Below are 20,501 nucleotides of genomic sequence, written 5' to 3' on the forward strand. Positions count from 1 at the left end.
TTAAAGTTCGCCGCGTTTAAGCATCCCTTGTTTTTTCAAACTGACCAATAAAATAGAAATCGCAGCTGGTGTAATCCCTGAAATTCGGCTAGCCTGCCCGATAGAAACTGGGCGATGTTGCATTAGTTTGGCGCGAACTTCGTTGGATAAGCTATCAACTTTGTCATAATCAAACTCAGCAGGAATTAGGGTATTTTCATGGCGTTTATGGCGCTCAATTTCATTTAATTGATGTTCAATATAGCCTTGATATTTAATCATGATTTCAACTTGTTCAGCGGCCTGTTTATCGGCTAAGGCTGGCGAAAATGGCTCAATTTGAGTCAGTTTTTCATAAGACATCTCAGGACGACGAATTAAATCTTCGCCACTCGCTTCACGCGCTAATGGGCTATTTAACATGGCATTCAACTCGGTTAAATTTGCCATCTGCAAATGTGCCCAGATTTGTTGTAAACGTGTACGCTCTTTCTCAATATTTTCCATTTTTTCATTGAAACGACGCCAACGCGCTTCATCAATTAGTCCAAATTGATGAGCAATCGGCGTTAAACGAATATCTGCATTATCTTCACGTAGTAACAAACGGTATTCCGCACGAGAGGTAAAGACGCGGTAAGGTTCTTTCGTTCCTAACGTGCAAAGGTCATCGACCAATACACCGGTATAAGCCTGATCACGGCTTGGGAACCAAGGTTCTTTTCCTTGAACTTGTAAAGCTGCGTTAATGCCAGCCAATAAGCCTTGTGCAGCCGCTTCCTCATATCCTGTTGTGCCGTTAATTTGGCCTGCAAAGAATAATCCTGCAATCCCTTTGGTTTCCAGCGTCGGTTTTAAATCACGAGGGTCGAAATAGTCATATTCAATCGCATAGCCTGGCTTGATAATGCGTGCATTTTCTAAACCTTTCATTGAGTGGACGATGCCCATTTGAACATCAAACGGCAAACTGGTTGAAATACCGTTTGGATAAACTTCAATCGTTGAAAGCCCTTCAGGTTCCAGATAGATCTGATGTCCATTACGATCACCAAAACGCATGACTTTATCTTCGATCGATGGACAATAACGCGGACCGATCCCCTCGATAATTCCAGTATACATCGGGCTACGATCTAAATTCGCGCGAATAATGTCATGGGTTTGGGTATTTGTGTGCGTGATATAGCAAGGAATTTGGCGTGGGTGGTCTTCCACTTTTCCCATAAATGACATCACTGGCAGCTCTGCATCACCATGTTGTTGAGCAAGAATAGAAAAATCAATTGTGCGCGCATCTAAGCGAGGTGGCGTTCCTGTTTTTAGGCGATCAACACGTAAATTCAGATCACGTAATCTTTCTGCTAATACGGTCGCAGCAGGATCGCCTGCGCGTCCACCAGTATAATTATCTAACCCGATATGAATTTTTCCTGCCAAGAAAGTGCCTGCCGTTAAAATGACGGTTTTCGCTTTAAAAATTAAGCCCATTTTGGTTACCGCACCACAAGCGCGGTGATTTTCAACTAAAATATCAACGACTTCTTGCTGGAAAATATCTAAATTAGGTTGGTTTTCTAATGTAGTGCGAACCGCTTGACGATAAAGTACACGATCGGCTTGAGCGCGAGTTGCCCGAACCGCAGGCCCTTTTGAGCTGTTTAATGTACGAAATTGGATCCCAGCCACATCGGTCGCTTTCGCCATTACACCACCCATTGCATCGATCTCTTTAACAAGGTGTCCTTTACCGATCCCGCCAATTGCCGGATTACAAGACATTTGGCCGAGCGTATCAACGTTATGTGTTAATAATAGCGTTTTTAATCCCATACGTGCTGGCGCTAATGCAGCTTCCGTACCGGCATGGCCGCCACCGACAACAATGACGTCATATTGTTCTTGATAAATCATATAGCCTTCTTTTTCTTCAATCTAATAAGAGGCGCATTTTACCTTAAAATGATGCAATCTGGAAAAGGCATTTTTATTAGAGTTAAGATCTAAATTTTAGATCGCGCTATAAATAGAATAGATCTATTTAAAGATCTTTATTATGATCATTATTAGCAGATCATTTTTTTGCGGATAACCTTAAAATATAAAATAAGATCAATAGTTTAATTACGAAATAAAGTTGAGTTCAGGTTGATTATCTTATCGGAATAGGTTGTGGATAAAATAGTAAGTTATCCACAGCTAAAAATCTGTGGAAAGTTATTGAGAGAAAACGCTCAGCTTTTCTGTAAACTTTTCACAAAGTTATCCACATGGGGTTTGTCACGCTTTTTTATTGTTTGCTGATTTTTTATTCCATTAAGTAAAATTTGAGAGAAAGAATATGATTAAATCAATGTGTCCTTGCCAATCTGGTCAACGTTATTCGGATTGCTGCGCTCCTTATCATCAGCACACTGCACAAGCAGAAAGTGCAGATGTGTTAATGCGTTCACGCTATAGTGCTTATACGTTGTGTCATATTGGCTATATTGTGGAAACGGCAGTTCCGGCCCAACAGGCGTTATTAGATCAACACGCGATGCAAAATTGGGCAGAAGAAACAAATTGGCAAGGGCTTGAAATTCTACGTCACCAGCCATTCATCACGCCCAAACATAGTTTGGTACATTTCAAAGCATTTTTTCAAACGGAAACGGGCATTGACGCGCATGAAGAACACTCTCTTTTTGTGTTAATTGAAAATCGCTGGTACTTTGTTGATCCGACTGTGCTATTACCGAATCAAAAGCAGCCATGTATTTGTGGTTCAGGGAAAAAATTTAAACATTGTTGTGGCGCTTGGTTAGTTCGTTAACGGAAGAACCAAACATTTCATTTAAATATATAACCTTTAGTTATTTGCACGAGCGCAAGTTCCCTTCTACATTAGCAACCAATTTTGACAGGTTTCATAAAAGGATAGTATTTATGTTCAAGAAAATTTCAGCATTAACATTAGTTGCGGCAACGTTAGCCACCTCTTCATTTGCGATGGCAAAAGAGAGCTTAATTGAGAGAATCAATCAAAAAGGTGTCATTACAGTTGGCACAGAAGGCACGTACGCGCCATTCACTTATCATGATGAAAGCGGTAAGTTGACCGGCTATGATGTTGAAGTAACACGTGCAGTCGCAGAAAAATTAGGCGTTAAAGTCGAATTTAAAGAAACCAACTGGGATTCAATGTTGGCGGGGCTAAAAGCTGAACGTTTTGACTTAGTAGCAAATCAAGTGGCATTAACCACTCCAGAGCGCCAAGCTACTTTTGATAAATCAGAAGCTTATAACTGGTCTGGCGCTGTGCTTGCAGCACCTAAAGAATCAAAAATTACTGCACCAGAACAGGTAAAAGGTTTAAGAGCGGCGCAATCTCTAACTTCAAACTATGGTGAATTAGCGAAGAAATATGAAGCAGTGCTTGTTCCAGTTGATGGGCTAGCACAAAGTATTAAAGTGATTGAAACTAAACGCGCGGATGTCACTTTTAATGATTCATTAGCTGTATTGGATTATTTAAAGAAAAATCCAAAAGCAGATTTAGCGATTGTATGGCAATCAGCTGACAAAGTTGGAGCAGGTTTAGTGGCAAACAAAGGTAACCAAGAAGCTTTAGCGAAAATTGATGCAGCAATTGTTGAATTGCAAAAAGATGGAACATTGAAAAAATTAGGCGAGCAATTTTTCGGTCAAGATGTTAGCGTAAAATAGTTTTTGCTCGTTAAGCTTCATTGACAAGCGGTTGAGTTTGCAGAATGTTTTGCAAATTTAACCGCTTGTTTGTTTTTTGTTATTCAAAATCCGCTTCACTTTAAAATTAGTGATTTTAATTTTAAAGAGTAGATATTTTAAGTTAAAATTCGCGCCACGTTAGGTGATTTGGAGAATCCTTATGAAAACACTTAAATTATCCTTATTTTTAACCACACTTTGTGCAACATTTTCCGCTCAAGCCCACAATGTTTGGTTTGAACCAACCGCAAATCAACAGTATGTGCTGAAATTCGGACATGAAACCCCAGAATTTTACCCTGAAGCGAAAGTCAAGCGCGTTCGTTATATTGATGAAAAAGGGATGGTTCACGATACGCAGTTTGCTTTCCAAACTAAAGAAGGTAATAAAGGCGAAGCAGTTGTTGGTGATAAAGGTGCAGTCATTTATTACGCGCTTTTCAATAATGGTGTCTGGTCAAAATTACCGAGCGGTAAATACGTCGAGAAAACCAAACGTGAAGTTCCTGAAGCGGAACTTTCTATCAACCCCATTAAACTGGGTAAATCAATTGTGAAATGGGATGATAATGCAACCAAGTATCACAATATGACCTATGAATTAGTGCCACAAAGCAAACCAGAAGCAGGTAAGCCGTTAGAGATTTTAGTATTGAAAAATGGCAAACCAGTTGAAGGAATTAAAGTGGGTTTAGGCGAAGATAAACCGTTTGAACTATCCAATGCGCAAGGCATCGCTAAATTCACACCAACTAAAGGTTTTAATAAAGTGTGGGCGGAGTTTGAAGAGAAGGTTACAGATAATCCGGATTATACCGATCGTTCATATGAATATATGCTGACCTTTGATGTGAATTAAGGCGCATTTGGATGAAATTTTCTCCCAAAATCTTGCAACAAGCGGTCATTTTAGGCTTGTTTTTTACCAATTCGGCGATGGCACATAGTCTGCATTTATTTGCAGACTATGATGGTAATGCCATTTCTGGTAAAGCCTATTATTCCGATCAAACTCCTGCCGCTGAAACCTATGTTGAAGTGATAAAAACGGGGGAAACTACTCCGACTGTTTATGGTAAAACAGATGCTTCAGGGCATTTTAGCTTGCCCCTGAATCAAACCGGCACTTTTACGGTTGTGGTGGAAGGGATTGAGGGGCATCGTATTGAGGCGGTCGTGCAAGCTAAAGCGGTTGCCACAAATACCTCTGCTTCAGTGAGTGCTGCGGAAATCACTTTGTTACGAGAAGAAATTGACCAGCTTAAAAATAAAATCTATTGGCGAGATGTGTTAGGAAGCATTGGTTATATTCTTGGTTTCTTCGGTTTTTGGGCGCTGTTAAAAAACAAACGAGGCCGCGACTAATGCACTTATCTGAAGGCGTATTGCATAGCAGTACCTTGTTAATTGGTGCTGTTGGAGCGGTGCTAGGTTTAGCGATTGGCTTGAAAAAAATGACTGGTGATAAGCTTGCGCTTACCGCGTTGTTTTCAGCAGCATTTTTTGTCGCGAGCACCATTCATATTCCGGTTGGAATTGGCAGTGTGCATCTCATCTTAAATGGCATTGCTGGCTTATTTCTAGGCTGGCGAGTATTTCCTGCCTTTCTGATAGCATTAACTTTGCAAGCCTTAATGTTTTCATTTGGCGGCTTGGCGGTATTGGGCGTCAATCTGTGTATTATGGCACTACCTGCGGTGGTGGTCAGACTCTGTGTATTCCCGTGGCTAAAAGCAAATTTTTGTCGCCAGCGGCTCATCGTGAGTGGCATTTTATCTGGGGTAATTGGTGTTGGTGGTGCCGCACTACTGGCCTCATGCGTATTAGCTTTTGATGGCAGCAATCAATATCACGACTTAATTAGTTTATTGCTAGTTTCTCATTTACCTGTATTCGTTGTTGATAGTTTAATTAGTGTTGGCGTATTGCTCACGCTAGCTAAAATGTTACCTTCCGCTTTTGAGAATGCCGAATGAAAACGCTGTTTTCCCCTCATTATCGGCTAATTTATGCCTTTTTATTTAGCATTGCGATTAGCGCCATTCAATCGGTAAATCTCCTGTTAATTTTGACCGCTTGTATGGCTGTTTGCGTGGTGTTTTTGCATAGCCATCAGCCAAAACATTTACTGAAACGTTGGCTTAAACTCAATCTATTTAGTTTACTGATTTGGCTCACATTAAGCTGGAAAATTGAACCGAATGGGATTGTGCTTAATCCGTTAGGTATCACACAAGCAACGCTGATTAGCCTGAGGATGAACCTCATTGTGCTTTCAATTTGGTTGTTACTCCATCACATTACTGACACGCTTTTAGTACAAGCCATTGCCAAACTGCCTTTGCCGAAGAAATTGATTCATCTGTTTGTTTTGAGCATTCGTTACATCAGTTTATTAGGCGAATTAAATGACAAAATGGAGATGGCTATGAAAGCCCGTGGCTTCCAACCTCACTGCAACCGTTTTACGTTAAAAGTGTATGCGCAGCGCGTGGCATTGTTGTTAATTCATGCAATGGTCAAAGCAGAAAAAGCCGAACAAGCGATGAAAGCGAGAGGGTTTAACATTTAATATGATTTTACAAACCGAAAATTTAACCATTGTTCGCAATCAACAAGCGGTCATTTCTGACTTAAATTTTACGTTAGCCGATACCGAAAAAGTGGTCTTACAAGGCGAAATCGGGAGCGGTAAATCTTCTTTCTTATTAGCATTATTGGGTTTTGTGCCGTTAGCTTTAGGTAGCCTTTATTGGTTTGGGCAAAAATGCCAAAAAGAGGCTGATTTTGTGCCAATTCGTGGGCATCAAGTGGGGATTTGCTTTCAAAATGCAGAAGATCAGCTTTTCGGCCCTACCGTGCTAGAGGATGTGGCGTTTGGTTGTTTAAACCAAGGCAAAAGCGAGCAAGAAGCCTTTGATATTGCCCTGATACAACTTGAAAAATTAGGCATCACGCATCTTAAAGATCGTCCAGTCAATTTGCTTTCTGGGGGAGAAAAAAACTTTACCGCATTAGCGGGCGTGCTAGCCATGCAACCGCAAGTGTTGTTATTAGATGAGCCAACCAATGGGCTAGATGCAAAAAATAAAGCAAAATTAACCGCTTTATTAAAGAACTTACCACAGCCCATGATTATTGCTACGCACGATCTCGCATTTAGCGAAAATTTAGCCGATAGAATCGTGCGTTTCTAAGCTATTTCAATGGTGTTGGAGCTTATCCTAAGCCATAGATAAATCACGCCGAAAGGCGTAAAATTTGACAAAACAATCACATAAAGAAGGTTTATATGCATTTAACATCAAGAGAACAAGAGAAATTGATGCTCTTTTTAGCTGGTGAGCTGGCGGCAAAACGCAAAGCGCGTGGCGTAAAATTAAACTATCCTGAGGCAATCGCGTACATTGCAAGTCATTTGCAAGAAGCGGCGAGAGATGGCATGAGTGTGGCTGAAGTCATGCAATATGGAGCAACCCTGCTCACCGTTGAAGATGTGATGGAAGGCATCGCTGAGATGGTACACGAAGTTCAAATTGAAGCAACGTTCCCAGATGGCACGAAGCTTGTTACCGTGCACAATCCGATTAGATAAAAGAAAATTTCCCTTTTTAGCAAAGAGGGAAAGGGGGGATTGGGCAGAAGAAAATTCGACTTTGTGCGTAAAGTTATAACGCAAAAAAAATCTCCCCCAGCCCCTCTTTTTCAAAGAGGGGAGCTTTCATAAAAATTTTAAAATAGAAGGATTTAAATAAAATGATCCCAGGTGAATATCAATTAGCTGAAGGTGATATTATTGCCAATGTTGGCAGAAAAACCGTCACAATCGAAGTAACTAATTCAGGCGACCGCCCAATCCAAGTCGGCTCCCATTACCATTTCTTTGAAACCAATAACGCCCTTAAATTTGACCGCACTTTAGCGCGCGGAATGCGCTTAAATGTTCCTTCTGGCAATGCCGTACGTTTTGAACCAGGTGAAGTAAAATCGGTAGAATTAGTCGCTTTTGGAGGTTCGCAAACCATTTACGGCTTCCATAATCAAATTGATGGCAAATTATAAGGTAGGGCAAAATGGCATTAACAATTTCAAGAGCACAATATGTAGCAACTTATGGCCCAACCGTTGGCGATAAAGTCCGTTTAGGCGATACCAATTTATGGGCAACCATTGAACAAGATTTATTAACCAAAGGTGATGAATGTAAATTTGGTGGCGGTAAAAGTGTGCGTGATGGCATGGCGCAAAGTGGTACGGCAACTCGCGACAATCCGAATGTATTAGATTTTGTGATTACCAATGTGATGATCATTGATGCTAAATTAGGCATTATCAAAGCCGATATTGGTATTCGCGATGGGCGTATTGTCGGTATTGGACAAGCAGGTAACCCTGACACCATGGATAATGTCACGCCAAACATGATTATCGGTGCAAGCACGGAAGTACATAATGGCGCACATTTAATTGCGACCGCTGGTGGTATTGATACCCACATTCACTTTATTTGTCCGCAACAAGCACAACATGCGATTGAAAGTGGGGTTACGACTTTAATTGGTGGCGGAACAGGCCCTGCTGATGGTACACACGCAACCACTTGTACACCTGGTGCATGGTATATGGAACGTATGTTCCAAGCGGCAGAAGCTTTACCAGTCAACGTAGGATTTTTTGGTAAAGGCAACTGCTCAACTTTAGATCCGCTACGCGAACAAATTGAAGCAGGCGCATTAGGCTTAAAAATCCACGAAGACTGGGGCGCAACGCCTGCAGTAATTGATTCTGCCTTAAAAGTGGCAGATGAAATGGATATTCAAGTGGCAATTCACACTGACACGCTAAATGAAAGTGGATTCTTAGAAGATACCATCAAAGCAATTAATGGACGTGTGATTCATACCTTCCACACGGAAGGTGCAGGTGGCGGTCATGCTCCAGATATCATTAAAGCAGCGATGTATCCAAACGTATTACCTGCTTCAACCAACCCGACTCGTCCGTTTACGAAAAACACCATTGATGAGCATTTAGATATGTTAATGGTTTGCCATCACTTAGATAAACGCGTGCCGGAAGACGTAGCTTTTGCCGATAGCCGTATTCGTCCTGAAACTATTGCAGCAGAAGATATTTTGCATGATATGGGCGTCTTCTCGATTATGAGTTCTGACTCTCAAGCAATGGGACGTATTGGCGAAGTCGTTATTCGTACATGGCAAACTGCAGATAAAATGAAAATGCAACGTGGTGAGCTAGGTAATGACGGAAACGATAACTTTCGCATTAAACGCTACATTGCGAAATACACCATCAATCCTGCGATTGCACACGGTATTGCGGATCATATTGGTTCATTAGAAGTGGGCAAAATTGCAGATATCGTGTTATGGAAACCGATGTTCTTTGGGGTAAAACCTGAAGTAGTAATTAAAAAAGGCTTTATTAGCTACGCAAAAATGGGCGATCCAAATGCCTCTATTCCAACACCGCAACCTGTATTCTACCGTCCAATGTACGGTGCACAAGGCTTGGCAACAGCACAAACAGCGGTATTCTTTGTTTCGCAAGCCGCTGAAAAAGCCGATATTCGTGCGAAATTCGGTTTACACAAAGAAACCATTGCCGTGAAAGGCTGCCGCAGCGTGGGTAAAAAAGATCTCGTTCACAACAATGCAACACCTGAAATCACGGTGGATCCAGAGCGCTATGAGGTGCGTGTAGATGGTGAACTAATTACCTGTGAACTTGTGGATACGGTGCCATTAGGACAACGATATTTTATGTTCTAAGCAGAAAAGAGCGGTAAAATTTTGAGGAGAATTTACAATGAAACTTTGGTACTCCACCACCAGCCCGTATGTACGTAAAGTGCTGGTAACGTTGAAATATCAACAACTCTTAGACAAAACAGAACTGATTAAAATTGGTTCATCATTTAATGCAAGCTCTCCGCATAATCAGGCAAATCCCCTAGGACGAGTGCCAGCGTTAGAACGTAATTGTGGTAATTGGCTTTATGGCAGTTTGCTCATTTGCGAATATCTCGATCAAAAAGGCAAGGTAGAGCCTAAACTCATTCCAGAAAGCGGCAAACCACGCTGGGCAGCGTTAGCGTTGCATAATTTAGCCGATGGCATTATGGAAAATACCGTGCCGATGATGGCTGAAAAAATGCTTCGCCCTGAAAGTGAATGGTGGACAGCTCGTCATCAACAACTAACTGAGCGCAATCGTCAAAGTTTTGCAAGACTTGAGCTAGATTTAAAACCGTTTGGCACGGAATTAAACATTGGTACGTTAATGGCTGTTGCAGTCATTGATTGGTTCTTGTTTAGAGCAGAAAAAATTGGATTAGATCTTGCAAAAGAATTTCCAAATTTAACCGCTTGGGCGGCAGAGATGAATGAAAAATATGAGGTTTTAAGCGAGACAAAGCCAACTTTGTAACCATTTTTTTGCGTTACGAAATTGGTCTAAATAACCTAATTTCTCTGTTTTTCCTTCTGCCAAATCTCCCCTACCCCTCTTTGCTAAAGAGGGGAAAGAACGAGCGAGATTTTATATCATTGTTCTACTTTGATATGGCAAATATAAATTAGTCAGATGACAGCAAATTTATAAAGAAAATCCCCTCTTTAGCAAAGAGGGGTGGGGGAGATTTGGCTGCCTCAATTAACGAAGAAATTAAACAATATAAAATATGAAAATCCTCAACCCCATTCTGCCTATTATGGATACCATTTTAGGTGACTTAACTAGCCTCCAAACTGAAGGCAAAATTACACATCAAGTCATTGAACGCGTAGCATTGCAGTGGTATGAAAGCGAGCGCAATATTCTGCGTAAAACCACAAATACTGGACGTGAAGTGGCATTTCGCCTACTCAAAGAAGGGCAACGTTTAAAACACGATGATGTGGTGTTTATCAGCGATGAATTAGTGATTGCGATTGAAATTTTACCGAGTGAAGTGATTGTGCTATCGCCGAAAACCTTGCCAGAAATGGCTCGAGCTTGTTATGAAATAGGCAATAAACATTCTCCGCTGTTTTTAGATGGTGATGAAGTGACATTACCTTACGATAAGCCGATGTTCGAATGGTTACAAGCCGCGGGATTTCATCCGCAAAAAGCTGAACGCCGTTTAAGCCAAGCGTTAAGAGCGAACTCCGCACAAGGGCACGGGCATTCGCATAGTCATTCGCACGATCATCATGGCTATCACCATCATGGAGACGGCAATTGGCACCAACATTAAACCGAAGCCTGGCAGATTTAGGCGCATTGTTGCACTTAGTTGACCCGACTTTGCCAATCGGGGGATTTAACCATTCAAACGGTTTAGAAACTTTTGTTCAACAAGGTGTTGTTTCAACGAAACCAAGCTTAGAAGAATATGTGCAAACACAGCTTTTGCAAAACTGGGTGTATAACGATGGCGCTTATCTTTCGCTCGCATTTGAAGCCATGGCTACCAATGATTTTGACCGTTTGTGCGAATTAGACCATTCGCTATCTGCGACCAAAATTGCGCGAGAAAGTCGCGAAGGCAGTTTTAAACTCGGCGTGCGGTTATTAAAAATTTTTATCCGCTATGAACAACACCCGATGTTGAGCCAATTTCAGCAAGCGATTCAGAATAAAACCGTGCAAGGTTATTTCCCGATTGTGTTTGCGATGGTAGCGCAAGCGATGGGGCTCAGCAAAGCGGATACCCTGTATGCGTTTTACTACAATGCGGCAGTTGGTACCATTACCAATGGCGTGAAACTCATTCCGCTCAGCCAAATGGATGGGCAAGATATTCTGTTTGATTTGCGTAGTGCACTCTTGCAAGCTGTCGAATTAAGCCTTGCCCCCGACGAAGAATGGCTAGGTGCAGCAACGCTCGCAAATGACATCCGTTCCATGCAGCACGAAGTGCTTTATACGCGACTTTATATGTCGTAAGAGCGGTCATTTTTTATTGAATTTTTACTTATCGTTGAGAATATAAAAAGCGCCTCTACGATAATCAACACAAAAGGAACATTATGCGTAACTACATTAAAATTGGCGTAGCAGGCCCTGTTGGCGCAGGCAAAACGGCGTTAATTGAAAAACTGACTCGTGAAATAGCAAGCCGCTATAGCGTAGCGGTGATCACTAACGATATTTATACCCAAGAAGATGCGGAATTTTTAACGAAAAACAGCCTACTTCCGCCAGAGCGTATTATGGGCGTGGAAACGGGCGGTTGCCCCCATACGGCAATTCGTGAAGATGCGTCAATGAACTTAGAAGCAGTCGATGAAATGGTTGCACGTTTTCCCGATGTAGAAATCGTCTTTATCGAATCTGGTGGTGATAACTTATCTGCAACCTTTAGCCCAGATTTGGCGGATGTGACTATTTTCGTGATTGACGTCGCACAAGGTGAAAAAATCCCGCGTAAAGGTGGGCCAGGTATTACTCGTTCAGATTTATTAGTGATTAACAAAACTGATCTCGCCCCATTCGTTGGTGCTGATTTAAGTATCATGGAACGTGATGCGCGTCGTATGCGTAACGGCCAACCGTTTATCTTTACCAACTTAATGAAAAAAGAAAATCTAGATGGCGTGATTGGTTGGATTGAAAAATACGCATTATTGAAAAATGTGGAAGAGCCGAAAACGTTAATTCGTTAGTTAGTAGAAAAAAAAGGAGAGGTTAACCTCTCCTTTAATTTTTTATAAACCTGCTTGCGCTTCAAGTTGCTCAACTAGCGCTTCATCTAAATGTAAGGCTTCTGCAAGATTTGCCAAGAAGATAATTTCTTTGCGACTTAATTCTTTGCACACAACGCGAGCAGCTAAATAAACTTGCGCTGCGATTGCCGGATTATTTTCCACTTTTGCCCCAATTTGTGCAGCACTTAATGGATTAGCCATCGCTTGATTTAGCCATTGTTGCACTTCTACATCGTCGCCTGCTTCTTGAAGAATGGCTTGGCGTTCTTCTTCCGTAATTTCACCATCAGCAGCAGCGGCTGAAATCATAGCTTGTAAAATAATATTTGCCTGATCGGTCAGCTGAAATGCACTTTCATTTAATGCCTCTTGTGCAGGCTGATTCTGGGCTTGGTATTTTTGATAAGCTTGGTAAGCAAGGCTACCTAATGCTGCCAGTGATCCTAATTTAGCTAAACCTGCACCTCCTTTTCTGCCTAAAAACATAGAAAGCAACCCAAGTGCCGCCGCGCCACCACCTACTTTAGTGATTTTATCTTGCGTACTATTGCCGTTTTTAGTGTCGTTGAAGGTTTCTTTTGCTACGTTAAGCACCTGATTTAAAATGTTGTTAAAGTCCATATCAGTTTCCTTTTTATCGTGGGATAGTAAACATGAGTAGCTAAAATGGGGGTGAAGTTCCCTGTTCAAAAGACAAGCGGTCTAAATTTGCAAAACTTTTACAAAATTAGACCGCTTGTTTATAGGGTTACGCTCGAATTTGTTGCAAGAAGCGTTTAGTCCGCTCGTGTTGTGGATGATTAAAGAGCTGGTCTGGCGAACCTTGTTCCACAATCACGCCACCATCCATCACAATCACAATGTCTGCAACATCTAATGCGAATTTGATCTCGTGTGTTACCACCACCATTGTCCAACCATCATTAGCAAGTGCTTTCATGGTATTGAGCACATCTTGCACCAATTCAGGGTCAAGTGCGGAAGTAGGTTCATCAAAAAGCATTAAAGCAGGTTGAATAGCCAATGCACGCGCAATGCCCACACGTTGTTGCTGCCCGCCCGAAAGCTGAAATGGGTATAGATTCACTTTATCAGATAACCCCACTTTCGCTAATAAAGCTAAAGCCTCTGATTTTGCTTGAGCTGTGTTTTTTCCTTGAACAAAAACAGGCCCTTCCATCACATTTTCGAGCGCAGTTTTATGCGGAAAGAGATTATAGTTTTGGAACACCATGCCTGATTTACGGCGCAAGGCTAGAATCTCTTTTTTGTTCGGTTTTTTGCCAAAATCAATCGTTAATGGCGCGCCATCTTCAAATGTGATTGTGCCTTGCTCTGGCATTTCTAACGCATTTAAACAGCGCAAAAAGGTGGTTTTCCCTGAGCCGGAAGGTCCTAAAATGACCACCACTTGCCCTTTTTCAATGTTTAAATCAATCCCTTTTAAAATGGTATTTTCACCAAAGGTTTTGTGAATATTGCTTATTTTAATCATCTTAGTTCGCCACAAATCGGTTAAAGCGATGTTCTAGTTTCGCTTGAATTAAAAAGAGTACCCAGCAGAAGCACCAATAAATTAGCCCAGCTTCAATATAAACAGGTAAAAAGTCATAAGACATATTGGCCATTTGTTGAGCAACGCGGAACATTTCAGTAACAGTAACCACCGAGGCAAGTGAGGTGTCTTTAAATAAACCAATAAATGTGTTACTTAATGGTGGCACGGCAACGCGAAATGCTTGTGGTGCAATAATACGGCGGAAGGTTTGCATATAGGTCATACCGATGGTAAAGCCTGCTTCCCATTGTCCTTTTGGCACTGAGGAAATGGCAGCACGCACCGTTTCTGAACCATAAGCCCCAATATTCAGTGAGAAGCCGATAATCGCAGCTGGAATTGGGTCGATGAAAACACCAATAGCCGGAAGACCATAGAACACCACAGAAATTTGCACCAACATTGGTGTGCCACGAATGATAGAAATATAGCCTTTCACAAATGCGAGCAATAGACGATGAACAATACCGTGAGAAGGTGAAATGCGGATGAGCGCAACTACCACGGCAATAATCATTCCAATAATAAAAGAAGCAATCGCAAGGGGAATGGAAACTAGCACGGCAGCTTCAACCATTGGCCAAAAAGCATCAATCACGAGCTTAGCACGCGCAGCATCCATAAATGGAAGGCTCATTAAGAGTTGTTCTAACACAAAAATATCCTTTTTAAATTTTTTGCCGATTGTAAGTAAAAAATGACCGCTTGTATATGTCTAGACGTCTAAAAGGCTAAAAAACGGTAAAATAAAACGGCTAAACTTTGTCATAAAGCTTAGCCGTTTGGTTCATTGGATTGAATAAAGTTATTTTGATTTTGCTAACTGAATGAATTTATTTTTATTTAATCATCATCGTGATGATGTGGTTTATGTTTATGGTGTTTTGGTCTATGTGGTTTGTGGTGGCGGTCATCGAAATCATCATATTCATAACGCGCAGGGCGGAAGCCTTCGTGATGATGGCGATGTTCTCTTTCACGCTCAGCACGATGTTTTTTCTCTTCTTTATGCGCGTTCCATTGGCTACCCACTACACCACCAAGCGCCGCGCCTGCCATGGTTGAGGTAACATCATTGCCCACTACTGCGCCAGCAACCCCACCTAATACTGCGCCCACCGCAGTATCGTGTTGCGAACGTGTTAATGCTTGTGCATTAGCCCCCATAAATAAGCTTAATACAATGCCTTTTATGATCCATTTTTTCATAGTGACCTCACATAAAGGTGATTAACGATTCCACTGGCTACCGACTAAGCCACCCACTGCTGCACCGACCACAGTAGAGGTAGTATTTCCTCCAATTAGTCCGCCGGCTACGCCACCAAGTACGGCACCTGTTGCGGTATCTCGTTGTGAACCTCTCAGGCCACAAGCTGTCACTGATGAAGCAACAACCACTAAAACTAACATTTTGCTCACTAAATTTTTCATGAGTCTCTCCGAGTAGTTAAAAATAAATGTCTAAATGACGCGCTAAAACTGGGCGTATTTTTCGGGATTTAAAAATAACCGTCAATACTTTCGCCCAAAACTGAAACAAACTCACCAAAATGTAACAGTATGAAAAAAAATTTGAACTTTGTGATAAAAGAAAGCCTCACCGAGGCGTTGTTTATCTTGATGCGAAAGAAACCCTTTGAAGAGATTACTATTACTGAAATTTCAAAATTAGCAGGTGTGAGTCGAATTTCGTTTTATCGTAATTTTGACTCTAAAGAGGAGGTGTTAGTGAAATATCTCTTTGATAAGTCAATGGATGCGTTTTCAAAATACCAAGCACAAAGCACGCAAGAAAAATTGATTGCGATGTTTAAATCTATTGATTACCTACATGAAACGGTTGATTTACTTTATCAGCAAAATCTTTCTCACCTCTTTTTATATTATTTACGCACCGTTACAGGTGCCCAGCCAGAGCAACCAAATACTCAAGCTTATGCAAAATCGATGACTATGGGGATCTGCTTCGGTGCACTCGATGAATGGATTCGACGAGGTCGTCAAGAATCTGCTGAAAAAATGGTCGTTATTTTACAAACTGTCTTAGGTCAATTTTTAGAAAAGTAATGTTTGAAAAGCGTAAGGAAAATGCCCATTTTTTGGAGAAATTTTTCAGTTTTTAACTAGTTTGGCTAATTATTAACGGATTTTTAACAATTTATTTAAAATTATGCCCCGAATTGCGTATTTTTTGGTTGAATACTCCGTAAGGTTCCGTATAATTTAGGGTTGATTTTTATTGATTTACAGAGGCGAGTTTCGCCTATTTTTAAAATGAGAAATTAAGCGATGTCTGCTGTAATCAATCGTGCAAAACAACGGTACCTAAAAGCCTTTAAAATTCAATTAGTATTGATTGGATTGATGATTGCCATTACGCAGTTTTGGCAACCCCAAGCGATGCTTTCTGTGTTAAGTGGTTCTTTAATTATATTTATTGCCCACTATTTTTTTGTTTATTGGGTTTTCTTTAGAAAATTAGTCAAACAAGCAAAAAAAATGACCGCTTTTTATCAAGGCGAAGGAATTAAGTGGTTTATCGTTGTGTCAGGGCTTGTTGTTAGTTTTCTGGGAATCCCAAATTTTCAAGCAATTCCTTTTTTTGCCGGATATTTTATAACGCTTTTATTGAATAACCTCATTCCGATGTGGTTGTCCAAACAAATTTAAATTTACCTTTACCTTATCAAGGACTTATTATGGCTGGAAATACTGCTGAATATATTGGTCACCACCTTACGTTTGCAACCACAGGTGATGGCTTTTGGAACGTGCATTTAGATACGTTATTCTTCTCGATCGTATCAGCGCTCATTTTCTTATATGTATTCCGTAAAGTGGCAAAAAATGCGACAACGGGCGTACCGGGTAAATTACAATGTTTTGTTGAAATCGTTGTAGGCTGGGTTGATGGTTTAGTCAAAGATAACCTTCACGCCTCTCACCATATCCGTCATAAAGTGGCTGCATTAGCATTAACCATTTTCTGTTGGTTTTTTGTGATGAATGCCATCGACTTAGTTCCTGTTGATTTTCTTCCTCAATTCGCTGGATTATTCGGTGTTCACTATTTACGTGCTGTACCAACTGCAGATATTAGTGCAACACTTGGTATGTCAATCTGTGTATTCGGCTTAATCCTTTTCTACACAGTGAAATCAAAAGGTTTTAGTGGTTTAGTAAAAGAATATACGCTCCACCCTTTTAATCACTGGGCATTTATTCCTGTCAACTTCATTCTTGAAAGCGTAACATTATTAGCAAAACCGATTTCATTGGCGTTCCGTCTATTCGGTAATATGTATGCAGGTGAGTTAATCTTCATCTTAATTGCAGTAATGTATATGGCAGACAATTTTGCATTGCAAGCATTGGGTATTCCATTGCATTTAGTTTGGGCAATTTTCCACATTTTGGTTATTACGCTCCAAGCCTTTATCTTTATGATGCTAACGATTGTTTACTTGAGTATCGCTTATAACAAAGCGGATCATTAAACGAACCCATAAGCGGTGGAATTTTAGTGAAATTTTGCAAAAATTAGACCGCTTGTATTTTTCTTTAACTTAAACAAAACCTTAGCCGAGAGGCTAATTCCTCAATCTTTTAATGGAGAACATTATGGAATCAGTAATCACAGCAACTATTATTGGTGCATCAATTTTATTAGCTTTCGCAGCACTTGGTACTGCAATTGGCTTTGCACTTTTAGGTGGCAAATTTTTAGAGTCTTCTGCTCGTCAACCTGAATTAGCAAGCAGCTTACAAACTAAAATGTTCATCGTTGCTGGTCTTTTAGATGCTATCGCAATGATCGCTGTTGGTATTGCATTATTATTCATCTTCGCAAACCCATTCATCGGTTTATTAGGCTAATCCCTATAAATAATAGGCGTTACCTTCGGGTAATTTAACTAACTTTATAGGAGGCGTTGTGAACTTAAATGCAACACTAATTGGCCAACTTATTGCATTCGTCCTTTTTGTGGCGTTCTGTATGAAATATGTATGGCCACCGCTTATTAAAGCGATTGAAGAGCGTCAAGCAAATATAGCTAACGCTTTAGCATCAGCGGAAAAAGCGAAACAAGAGCAAGCAGACTCAAAAGCTGAAGCGGATAAAGAAATCCTTAAAGCTAAAGAAGAAGCTCAAAAAATTATTGATTTAGCAACGAAAAGACGTAATGAAATTTTAGAATCTGTGCAAGCAGAGGCTGAGGTGGAACGTCAGCGTATTATTGAACAAGGTCGTGCGGAAGTTGAAAGCGAACGTAAACGTGTTCAAGAAGAGCTTCGTCAAAAAGTAGCAGCATTAGCCGTGGCTGGTGCAGAGAAAATTGTGGGTCGTTCTATTGATGAAGCGGCAAACAATGACATTATTGATAAGCTAGTTGCAGAACTATAATAAGGTGGGGCAGATGTCAGAATATAGTACAGTAGCTCGCCCCTACGCTAAAGCAGCGTTTGATTTTGCTTTAGAACAAGGTCAGTTGGATAAATGGCAAGCGATGCTTACCTTTTCAGCCGCAGTAGCGGAAAATGAGCAGGTGGCAGATTATCTCTCATCTTCGCTTGCAAGCGGTCAAATTGCAGAGTTTTTTTGCAATGTCTGCGGTGACCAGCTAGATCAATATGGGCAAAATTTTATTCGTGTGATGGCTGAAAATAAACGCCTTGCAATCCTTCCATCCGTACTCGCGCAATTTAGCGAACTTCGTGCAGAGCATGAAGCGGTAAAAGAAGTGTTAGTGGTTTCAGCTAGCGAATTAAGTCAAGCACAAGAAAAGAAAATCGCTCAAGCGATGGAAAAACGCTTAGGTAAAAAAGTGCGTTTAAATAGCCAAATTGACCCGTCTGTTATTGCAGGGGTAATCATTCAGTATGATGATGTCGTCATCGACGGTAGTAGCCGTGGGCAATTAAACCGCTTAAATCAAGCGTTGAGCTTGTAAGAGGAATAAAAAATGCAACTAAATTCAACTGAAATTAGTGAATTGATTAAAAAACGCATTGCCCAGTTTAATGTGGCAAGCGAAGCACAAAGCACAGGGACAATTGTTTCTGTAAGCGATGGTATTATTCGTGTTCACGGTCTTGCTGATGTAATGCAAGGTGAGATGATCGAATTACCGGGCAATCGTTATGCAATCGCATTAAACTTAGAACGTGATTCTGTTGGTGCGGTAGTGATGGGCCCTTATGCTGATTTAGCAGAAGGCATGACAGTAAAATGTACCGGTCGTATTTTAGAAGTACCAGTAGGTCGCGGTTTATTAGGTCGTGTGGTAAACACTTTAGGTCAGCCAATTGATGGTAAAGGTGAAGTGGAACACGATGGCTTCTCTCCAGTAGAAGTAATTGCACCAGGTGTTATCGACCGTCAATCAGTAGATCAACCTGTTCAAACTGGTTATAAAGCGGTTGACTCAATGGTACCAATTGGTCGTGGTCAACGTGAGTTAATTATCGGTGACCGTCAAACCGGTAAAACAGCGTTAGCAATCGATGCGATCATCGCGCAAAAAGATTCTGGCGTAAAATGTATCTATGTTGCAATTGGTCAAAAAGCTTCAACTATTGCGAACGTTGTGCGTAAATTAGAAGAGCACGGTGCATTAGCAAATACTATCGTTGTAGTGGCATCAGCATCTGAATCTGCGGCATTACAATACCTTGCACCATACTCTGGTTGTGCAATGGGTGAGTACTTCCGTGACCGTGGTGAAGATGCGTTAATTGTTTATGATGATTTATCTAAACAAGCAGTCGCTTACCGTCAAATTTCATTATTATTACGTCGTCCACCAGGTCGTGAAGCATTCCCAGGGGATGTATTCTACCTACACTCTCGTTTACTAGAGCGTGCAGCACGCGTAAATGCAGATTATGTAGAACGTTTCACTAATGGTGCGGTAAAAGGTCAAACAGGTTCTTTAACAGCATTACCAATTATTGAAACTCAAGCGGGTGACGTTTCAGCATTCGTACCGACAAACGTAATTTCGATTACCGATGGTCAGATTTTCTTAGAATCTAACTTATTTAACTCAGGTATTCGTCCTGCAGTAAACCCAGGTATCTCTGTTTCTCGTGTAGGTTCTGCGGCACAAACCAAAGTAATTAAAAAATTATCAGGCGGTATCCGTACTGCATTAGCGCAATATCGTGAATTAGCAGCGTTTGCACAGTTTGCGTCAGATTTAGATGATGCAACTCGTAAACAACTTTCTCACGGTCAAAAAGTAACAGAATTGTTGAAACAAAAACAATTTGCGCCAATGCCAGTAAGTGAACAAGCGCTTGTTTTATTTGCTGCTGAATTTGGCCACTTAGATGATGTGGATGTTGAGCGTATTGGCTCATTTGAATCTGCATTATTGGCTTACGCTAATAGCAACCATGCTGATTTTATGAAGGATTTAGCAAAATCTGGCGATTATAACGATTCAATCAAGGATCAATTAAAAGCTATCGTTGAGAACTTCAAAAAGAACGGTGCATGGTAATCACTAACTAGC

At 41.0% G+C, this 20,501-nt stretch carries 27 protein-coding genes; 21 read left to right on the top strand and 6 right to left on the bottom strand.

Annotated features, from left to right (window positions below; genetic code table 11):
• Positions 1 to 1,893, bottom strand: a complete 1,893-nt coding sequence (mnmG, locus tag HMPREF1128_RS01440; RefSeq protein WP_007523424.1) for a tRNA uridine-5-carboxymethylaminomethyl(34) synthesis enzyme MnmG — start codon at positions 1,891 to 1,893, stop codon at positions 1 to 3.
• Between the two features lie 427 nt (positions 1,894 to 2,320).
• Here mnmG and HMPREF1128_RS01445 point away from each other — a divergent pair, with 427 nt between their 5' ends.
• The 14 genes from HMPREF1128_RS01445 (at position 2,321) to ureG (ending at position 12,380) form a co-directional block, all read left to right on the top strand.
• Positions 2,321 to 2,794 (top strand): YchJ family protein, encoded by a 474-nt coding sequence (locus HMPREF1128_RS01445; RefSeq protein WP_035529933.1) that lies wholly within the window; start codon positions 2,321 to 2,323, stop codon positions 2,792 to 2,794.
• A gap of 113 nt (positions 2,795 to 2,907) precedes the next feature.
• The gene (locus tag HMPREF1128_RS01450) at positions 2,908 to 3,687 is read left to right on the top strand and encodes a transporter substrate-binding domain-containing protein (RefSeq protein WP_007523454.1); all 780 of its coding nucleotides are present in this window, start codon (positions 2,908 to 2,910) and stop codon (positions 3,685 to 3,687) included.
• A 181-nt stretch (positions 3,688 to 3,868) separates the two neighbouring features.
• Entirely contained in the window at positions 3,869 to 4,567 is a 699-nt protein-coding gene (locus tag HMPREF1128_RS01455; protein WP_007523557.1) for a DUF4198 domain-containing protein, read from the top strand.
• An 11-nt stretch (positions 4,568 to 4,578) separates the two neighbouring features.
• On the top strand, positions 4,579 to 5,073 hold the full coding sequence (locus HMPREF1128_RS01460; protein ID WP_007523522.1) for a peptidase associated/transthyretin-like domain-containing protein: 495 nt from the start codon (positions 4,579 to 4,581) through the stop codon (positions 5,071 to 5,073).
• The gene (gene cbiM, locus HMPREF1128_RS01465; RefSeq protein ID WP_007523441.1) at positions 5,073 to 5,684 is read left to right on the top strand and encodes a cobalt transporter CbiM; all 612 of its coding nucleotides are present in this window, start codon (positions 5,073 to 5,075) and stop codon (positions 5,682 to 5,684) included. Before HMPREF1128_RS01460 ends, cbiM begins: the two co-directional genes overlap by 1 nt.
• Positions 5,681 to 6,280, top strand: a complete 600-nt coding sequence (locus tag HMPREF1128_RS01470; RefSeq protein ID WP_007523481.1) for an energy-coupling factor transporter transmembrane component T family protein — start codon at positions 5,681 to 5,683, stop codon at positions 6,278 to 6,280. Before cbiM ends, HMPREF1128_RS01470 begins: the two co-directional genes overlap by 4 nt.
• Before the next feature lies 1 nt (position 6,281).
• Entirely contained in the window at positions 6,282 to 6,905 is a 624-nt protein-coding gene (locus tag HMPREF1128_RS01475; protein ID WP_007523561.1) for an energy-coupling factor ABC transporter ATP-binding protein, read from the top strand.
• Positions 6,906 to 7,000: 95 nt separating this feature from the next.
• On the top strand, positions 7,001 to 7,303 hold the full coding sequence (gene ureA / locus HMPREF1128_RS01480) for an urease subunit gamma (protein WP_007523545.1): 303 nt from the start codon (positions 7,001 to 7,003) through the stop codon (positions 7,301 to 7,303).
• A gap of 161 nt (positions 7,304 to 7,464) precedes the next feature.
• The gene (gene ureB / locus HMPREF1128_RS01485; RefSeq protein ID WP_005629499.1) at positions 7,465 to 7,770 is read left to right on the top strand and encodes an urease subunit beta; all 306 of its coding nucleotides are present in this window, start codon (positions 7,465 to 7,467) and stop codon (positions 7,768 to 7,770) included.
• 11 nt (positions 7,771 to 7,781) lie between these two features.
• Positions 7,782 to 9,500 carry an urease subunit alpha gene (gene ureC / locus HMPREF1128_RS01490; RefSeq protein ID WP_007523468.1) on the top strand — a complete coding sequence of 573 codons (1,719 nt, stop codon included), beginning with the start codon at positions 7,782 to 7,784 and terminating at the stop codon, positions 9,498 to 9,500.
• A gap of 37 nt (positions 9,501 to 9,537) precedes the next feature.
• Entirely contained in the window at positions 9,538 to 10,158 is a 621-nt protein-coding gene (locus HMPREF1128_RS01495; protein WP_007523414.1) for a glutathione S-transferase, read from the top strand.
• A gap of 253 nt (positions 10,159 to 10,411) precedes the next feature.
• Complete coding sequence (gene ureE, locus HMPREF1128_RS01500; RefSeq protein ID WP_007523516.1) at positions 10,412 to 10,969, top strand: urease accessory protein UreE; 558 nt, start codon at positions 10,412 to 10,414, stop codon at positions 10,967 to 10,969.
• Entirely contained in the window at positions 10,954 to 11,661 is a 708-nt protein-coding gene (locus HMPREF1128_RS01505) for an urease accessory protein UreF (protein ID WP_007523578.1), read from the top strand. Before ureE ends, HMPREF1128_RS01505 begins: the two co-directional genes overlap by 16 nt.
• Before the next feature lie 83 nt (positions 11,662 to 11,744).
• A complete protein-coding gene (ureG, locus tag HMPREF1128_RS01510; RefSeq protein ID WP_007523484.1) occupies positions 11,745 to 12,380 on the top strand; it encodes an urease accessory protein UreG in 636 nt (211 codons plus the stop codon).
• A 42-nt stretch (positions 12,381 to 12,422) separates the two neighbouring features.
• Here ureG and HMPREF1128_RS01515 read toward each other — a convergent pair whose 3' ends face one another.
• The 5 genes from HMPREF1128_RS01515 to HMPREF1128_RS01535 form a co-directional block, all read right to left on the bottom strand.
• Complete coding sequence (locus HMPREF1128_RS01515; protein WP_007523573.1) at positions 12,423 to 13,043, bottom strand: tellurite resistance TerB family protein; 621 nt, start codon at positions 13,041 to 13,043, stop codon at positions 12,423 to 12,425.
• Positions 13,044 to 13,170: 127 nt separating this feature from the next.
• Positions 13,171 to 13,917, bottom strand: coding sequence for an amino acid ABC transporter ATP-binding protein (locus tag HMPREF1128_RS01520; protein ID WP_007523440.1), 747 nt, complete (start codon positions 13,915 to 13,917; stop codon positions 13,171 to 13,173).
• A gap of 1 nt (position 13,918) precedes the next feature.
• Complete coding sequence (locus tag HMPREF1128_RS01525; protein ID WP_007523541.1) at positions 13,919 to 14,635, bottom strand: amino acid ABC transporter permease; 717 nt, start codon at positions 14,633 to 14,635, stop codon at positions 13,919 to 13,921.
• A gap of 188 nt (positions 14,636 to 14,823) precedes the next feature.
• Positions 14,824 to 15,189: a glycine zipper 2TM domain-containing protein gene (locus HMPREF1128_RS01530; RefSeq protein WP_007523507.1), complete on the bottom strand. Its 366-nt coding sequence runs from the start codon at positions 15,187 to 15,189 to the stop codon at positions 14,824 to 14,826.
• Between the two features lie 21 nt (positions 15,190 to 15,210).
• The gene (locus HMPREF1128_RS01535; RefSeq protein ID WP_007523458.1) at positions 15,211 to 15,414 is read right to left on the bottom strand and encodes a glycine zipper 2TM domain-containing protein; all 204 of its coding nucleotides are present in this window, start codon (positions 15,412 to 15,414) and stop codon (positions 15,211 to 15,213) included.
• A 129-nt stretch (positions 15,415 to 15,543) separates the two neighbouring features.
• On the opposite strand from HMPREF1128_RS01535, the gene HMPREF1128_RS01540 reads away from it, so the two are divergent.
• The 7 genes from HMPREF1128_RS01540 to atpA all read left to right on the top strand — a co-directional run bounded on the left by HMPREF1128_RS01540 (position 15,544) and on the right by atpA (position 20,489).
• Positions 15,544 to 16,050 (top strand): TetR/AcrR family transcriptional regulator, encoded by a 507-nt coding sequence (locus tag HMPREF1128_RS01540; protein ID WP_035529940.1) that lies wholly within the window; start codon positions 15,544 to 15,546, stop codon positions 16,048 to 16,050.
• A gap of 222 nt (positions 16,051 to 16,272) precedes the next feature.
• Entirely contained in the window at positions 16,273 to 16,653 is a 381-nt protein-coding gene (locus HMPREF1128_RS01545) for an ATP synthase subunit I (RefSeq protein ID WP_007523520.1), read from the top strand.
• A gap of 29 nt (positions 16,654 to 16,682) precedes the next feature.
• The gene (atpB, locus tag HMPREF1128_RS01550; RefSeq protein ID WP_007523533.1) at positions 16,683 to 17,480 is read left to right on the top strand and encodes a F0F1 ATP synthase subunit A; all 798 of its coding nucleotides are present in this window, start codon (positions 16,683 to 16,685) and stop codon (positions 17,478 to 17,480) included.
• 124 nt (positions 17,481 to 17,604) lie between these two features.
• On the top strand, positions 17,605 to 17,859 hold the full coding sequence (gene atpE / locus HMPREF1128_RS01555; RefSeq protein WP_005706613.1) for a F0F1 ATP synthase subunit C: 255 nt from the start codon (positions 17,605 to 17,607) through the stop codon (positions 17,857 to 17,859).
• Between the two features lie 58 nt (positions 17,860 to 17,917).
• Entirely contained in the window at positions 17,918 to 18,388 is a 471-nt protein-coding gene (gene atpF / locus HMPREF1128_RS01560; protein ID WP_007523527.1) for a F0F1 ATP synthase subunit B, read from the top strand.
• Positions 18,389 to 18,401: 13 nt separating this feature from the next.
• Positions 18,402 to 18,935, top strand: a complete 534-nt coding sequence (gene atpH / locus HMPREF1128_RS01565; protein WP_007523504.1) for a F0F1 ATP synthase subunit delta — start codon at positions 18,402 to 18,404, stop codon at positions 18,933 to 18,935.
• Positions 18,936 to 18,947: 12 nt separating this feature from the next.
• Positions 18,948 to 20,489 carry a F0F1 ATP synthase subunit alpha gene (gene atpA / locus HMPREF1128_RS01570; RefSeq protein WP_007523514.1) on the top strand — a complete coding sequence of 514 codons (1,542 nt, stop codon included), beginning with the start codon at positions 18,948 to 18,950 and terminating at the stop codon, positions 20,487 to 20,489.
• Positions 20,490 to 20,501 lie beyond the last annotated feature (12 nt).

The sequence above is a fragment of the Haemophilus sputorum HK 2154 genome (assembly GCF_000287615.1).
Taxonomy (GTDB): Bacteria; Pseudomonadota; Gammaproteobacteria; order Enterobacterales; family Pasteurellaceae; genus Haemophilus_A; species Haemophilus_A sputorum.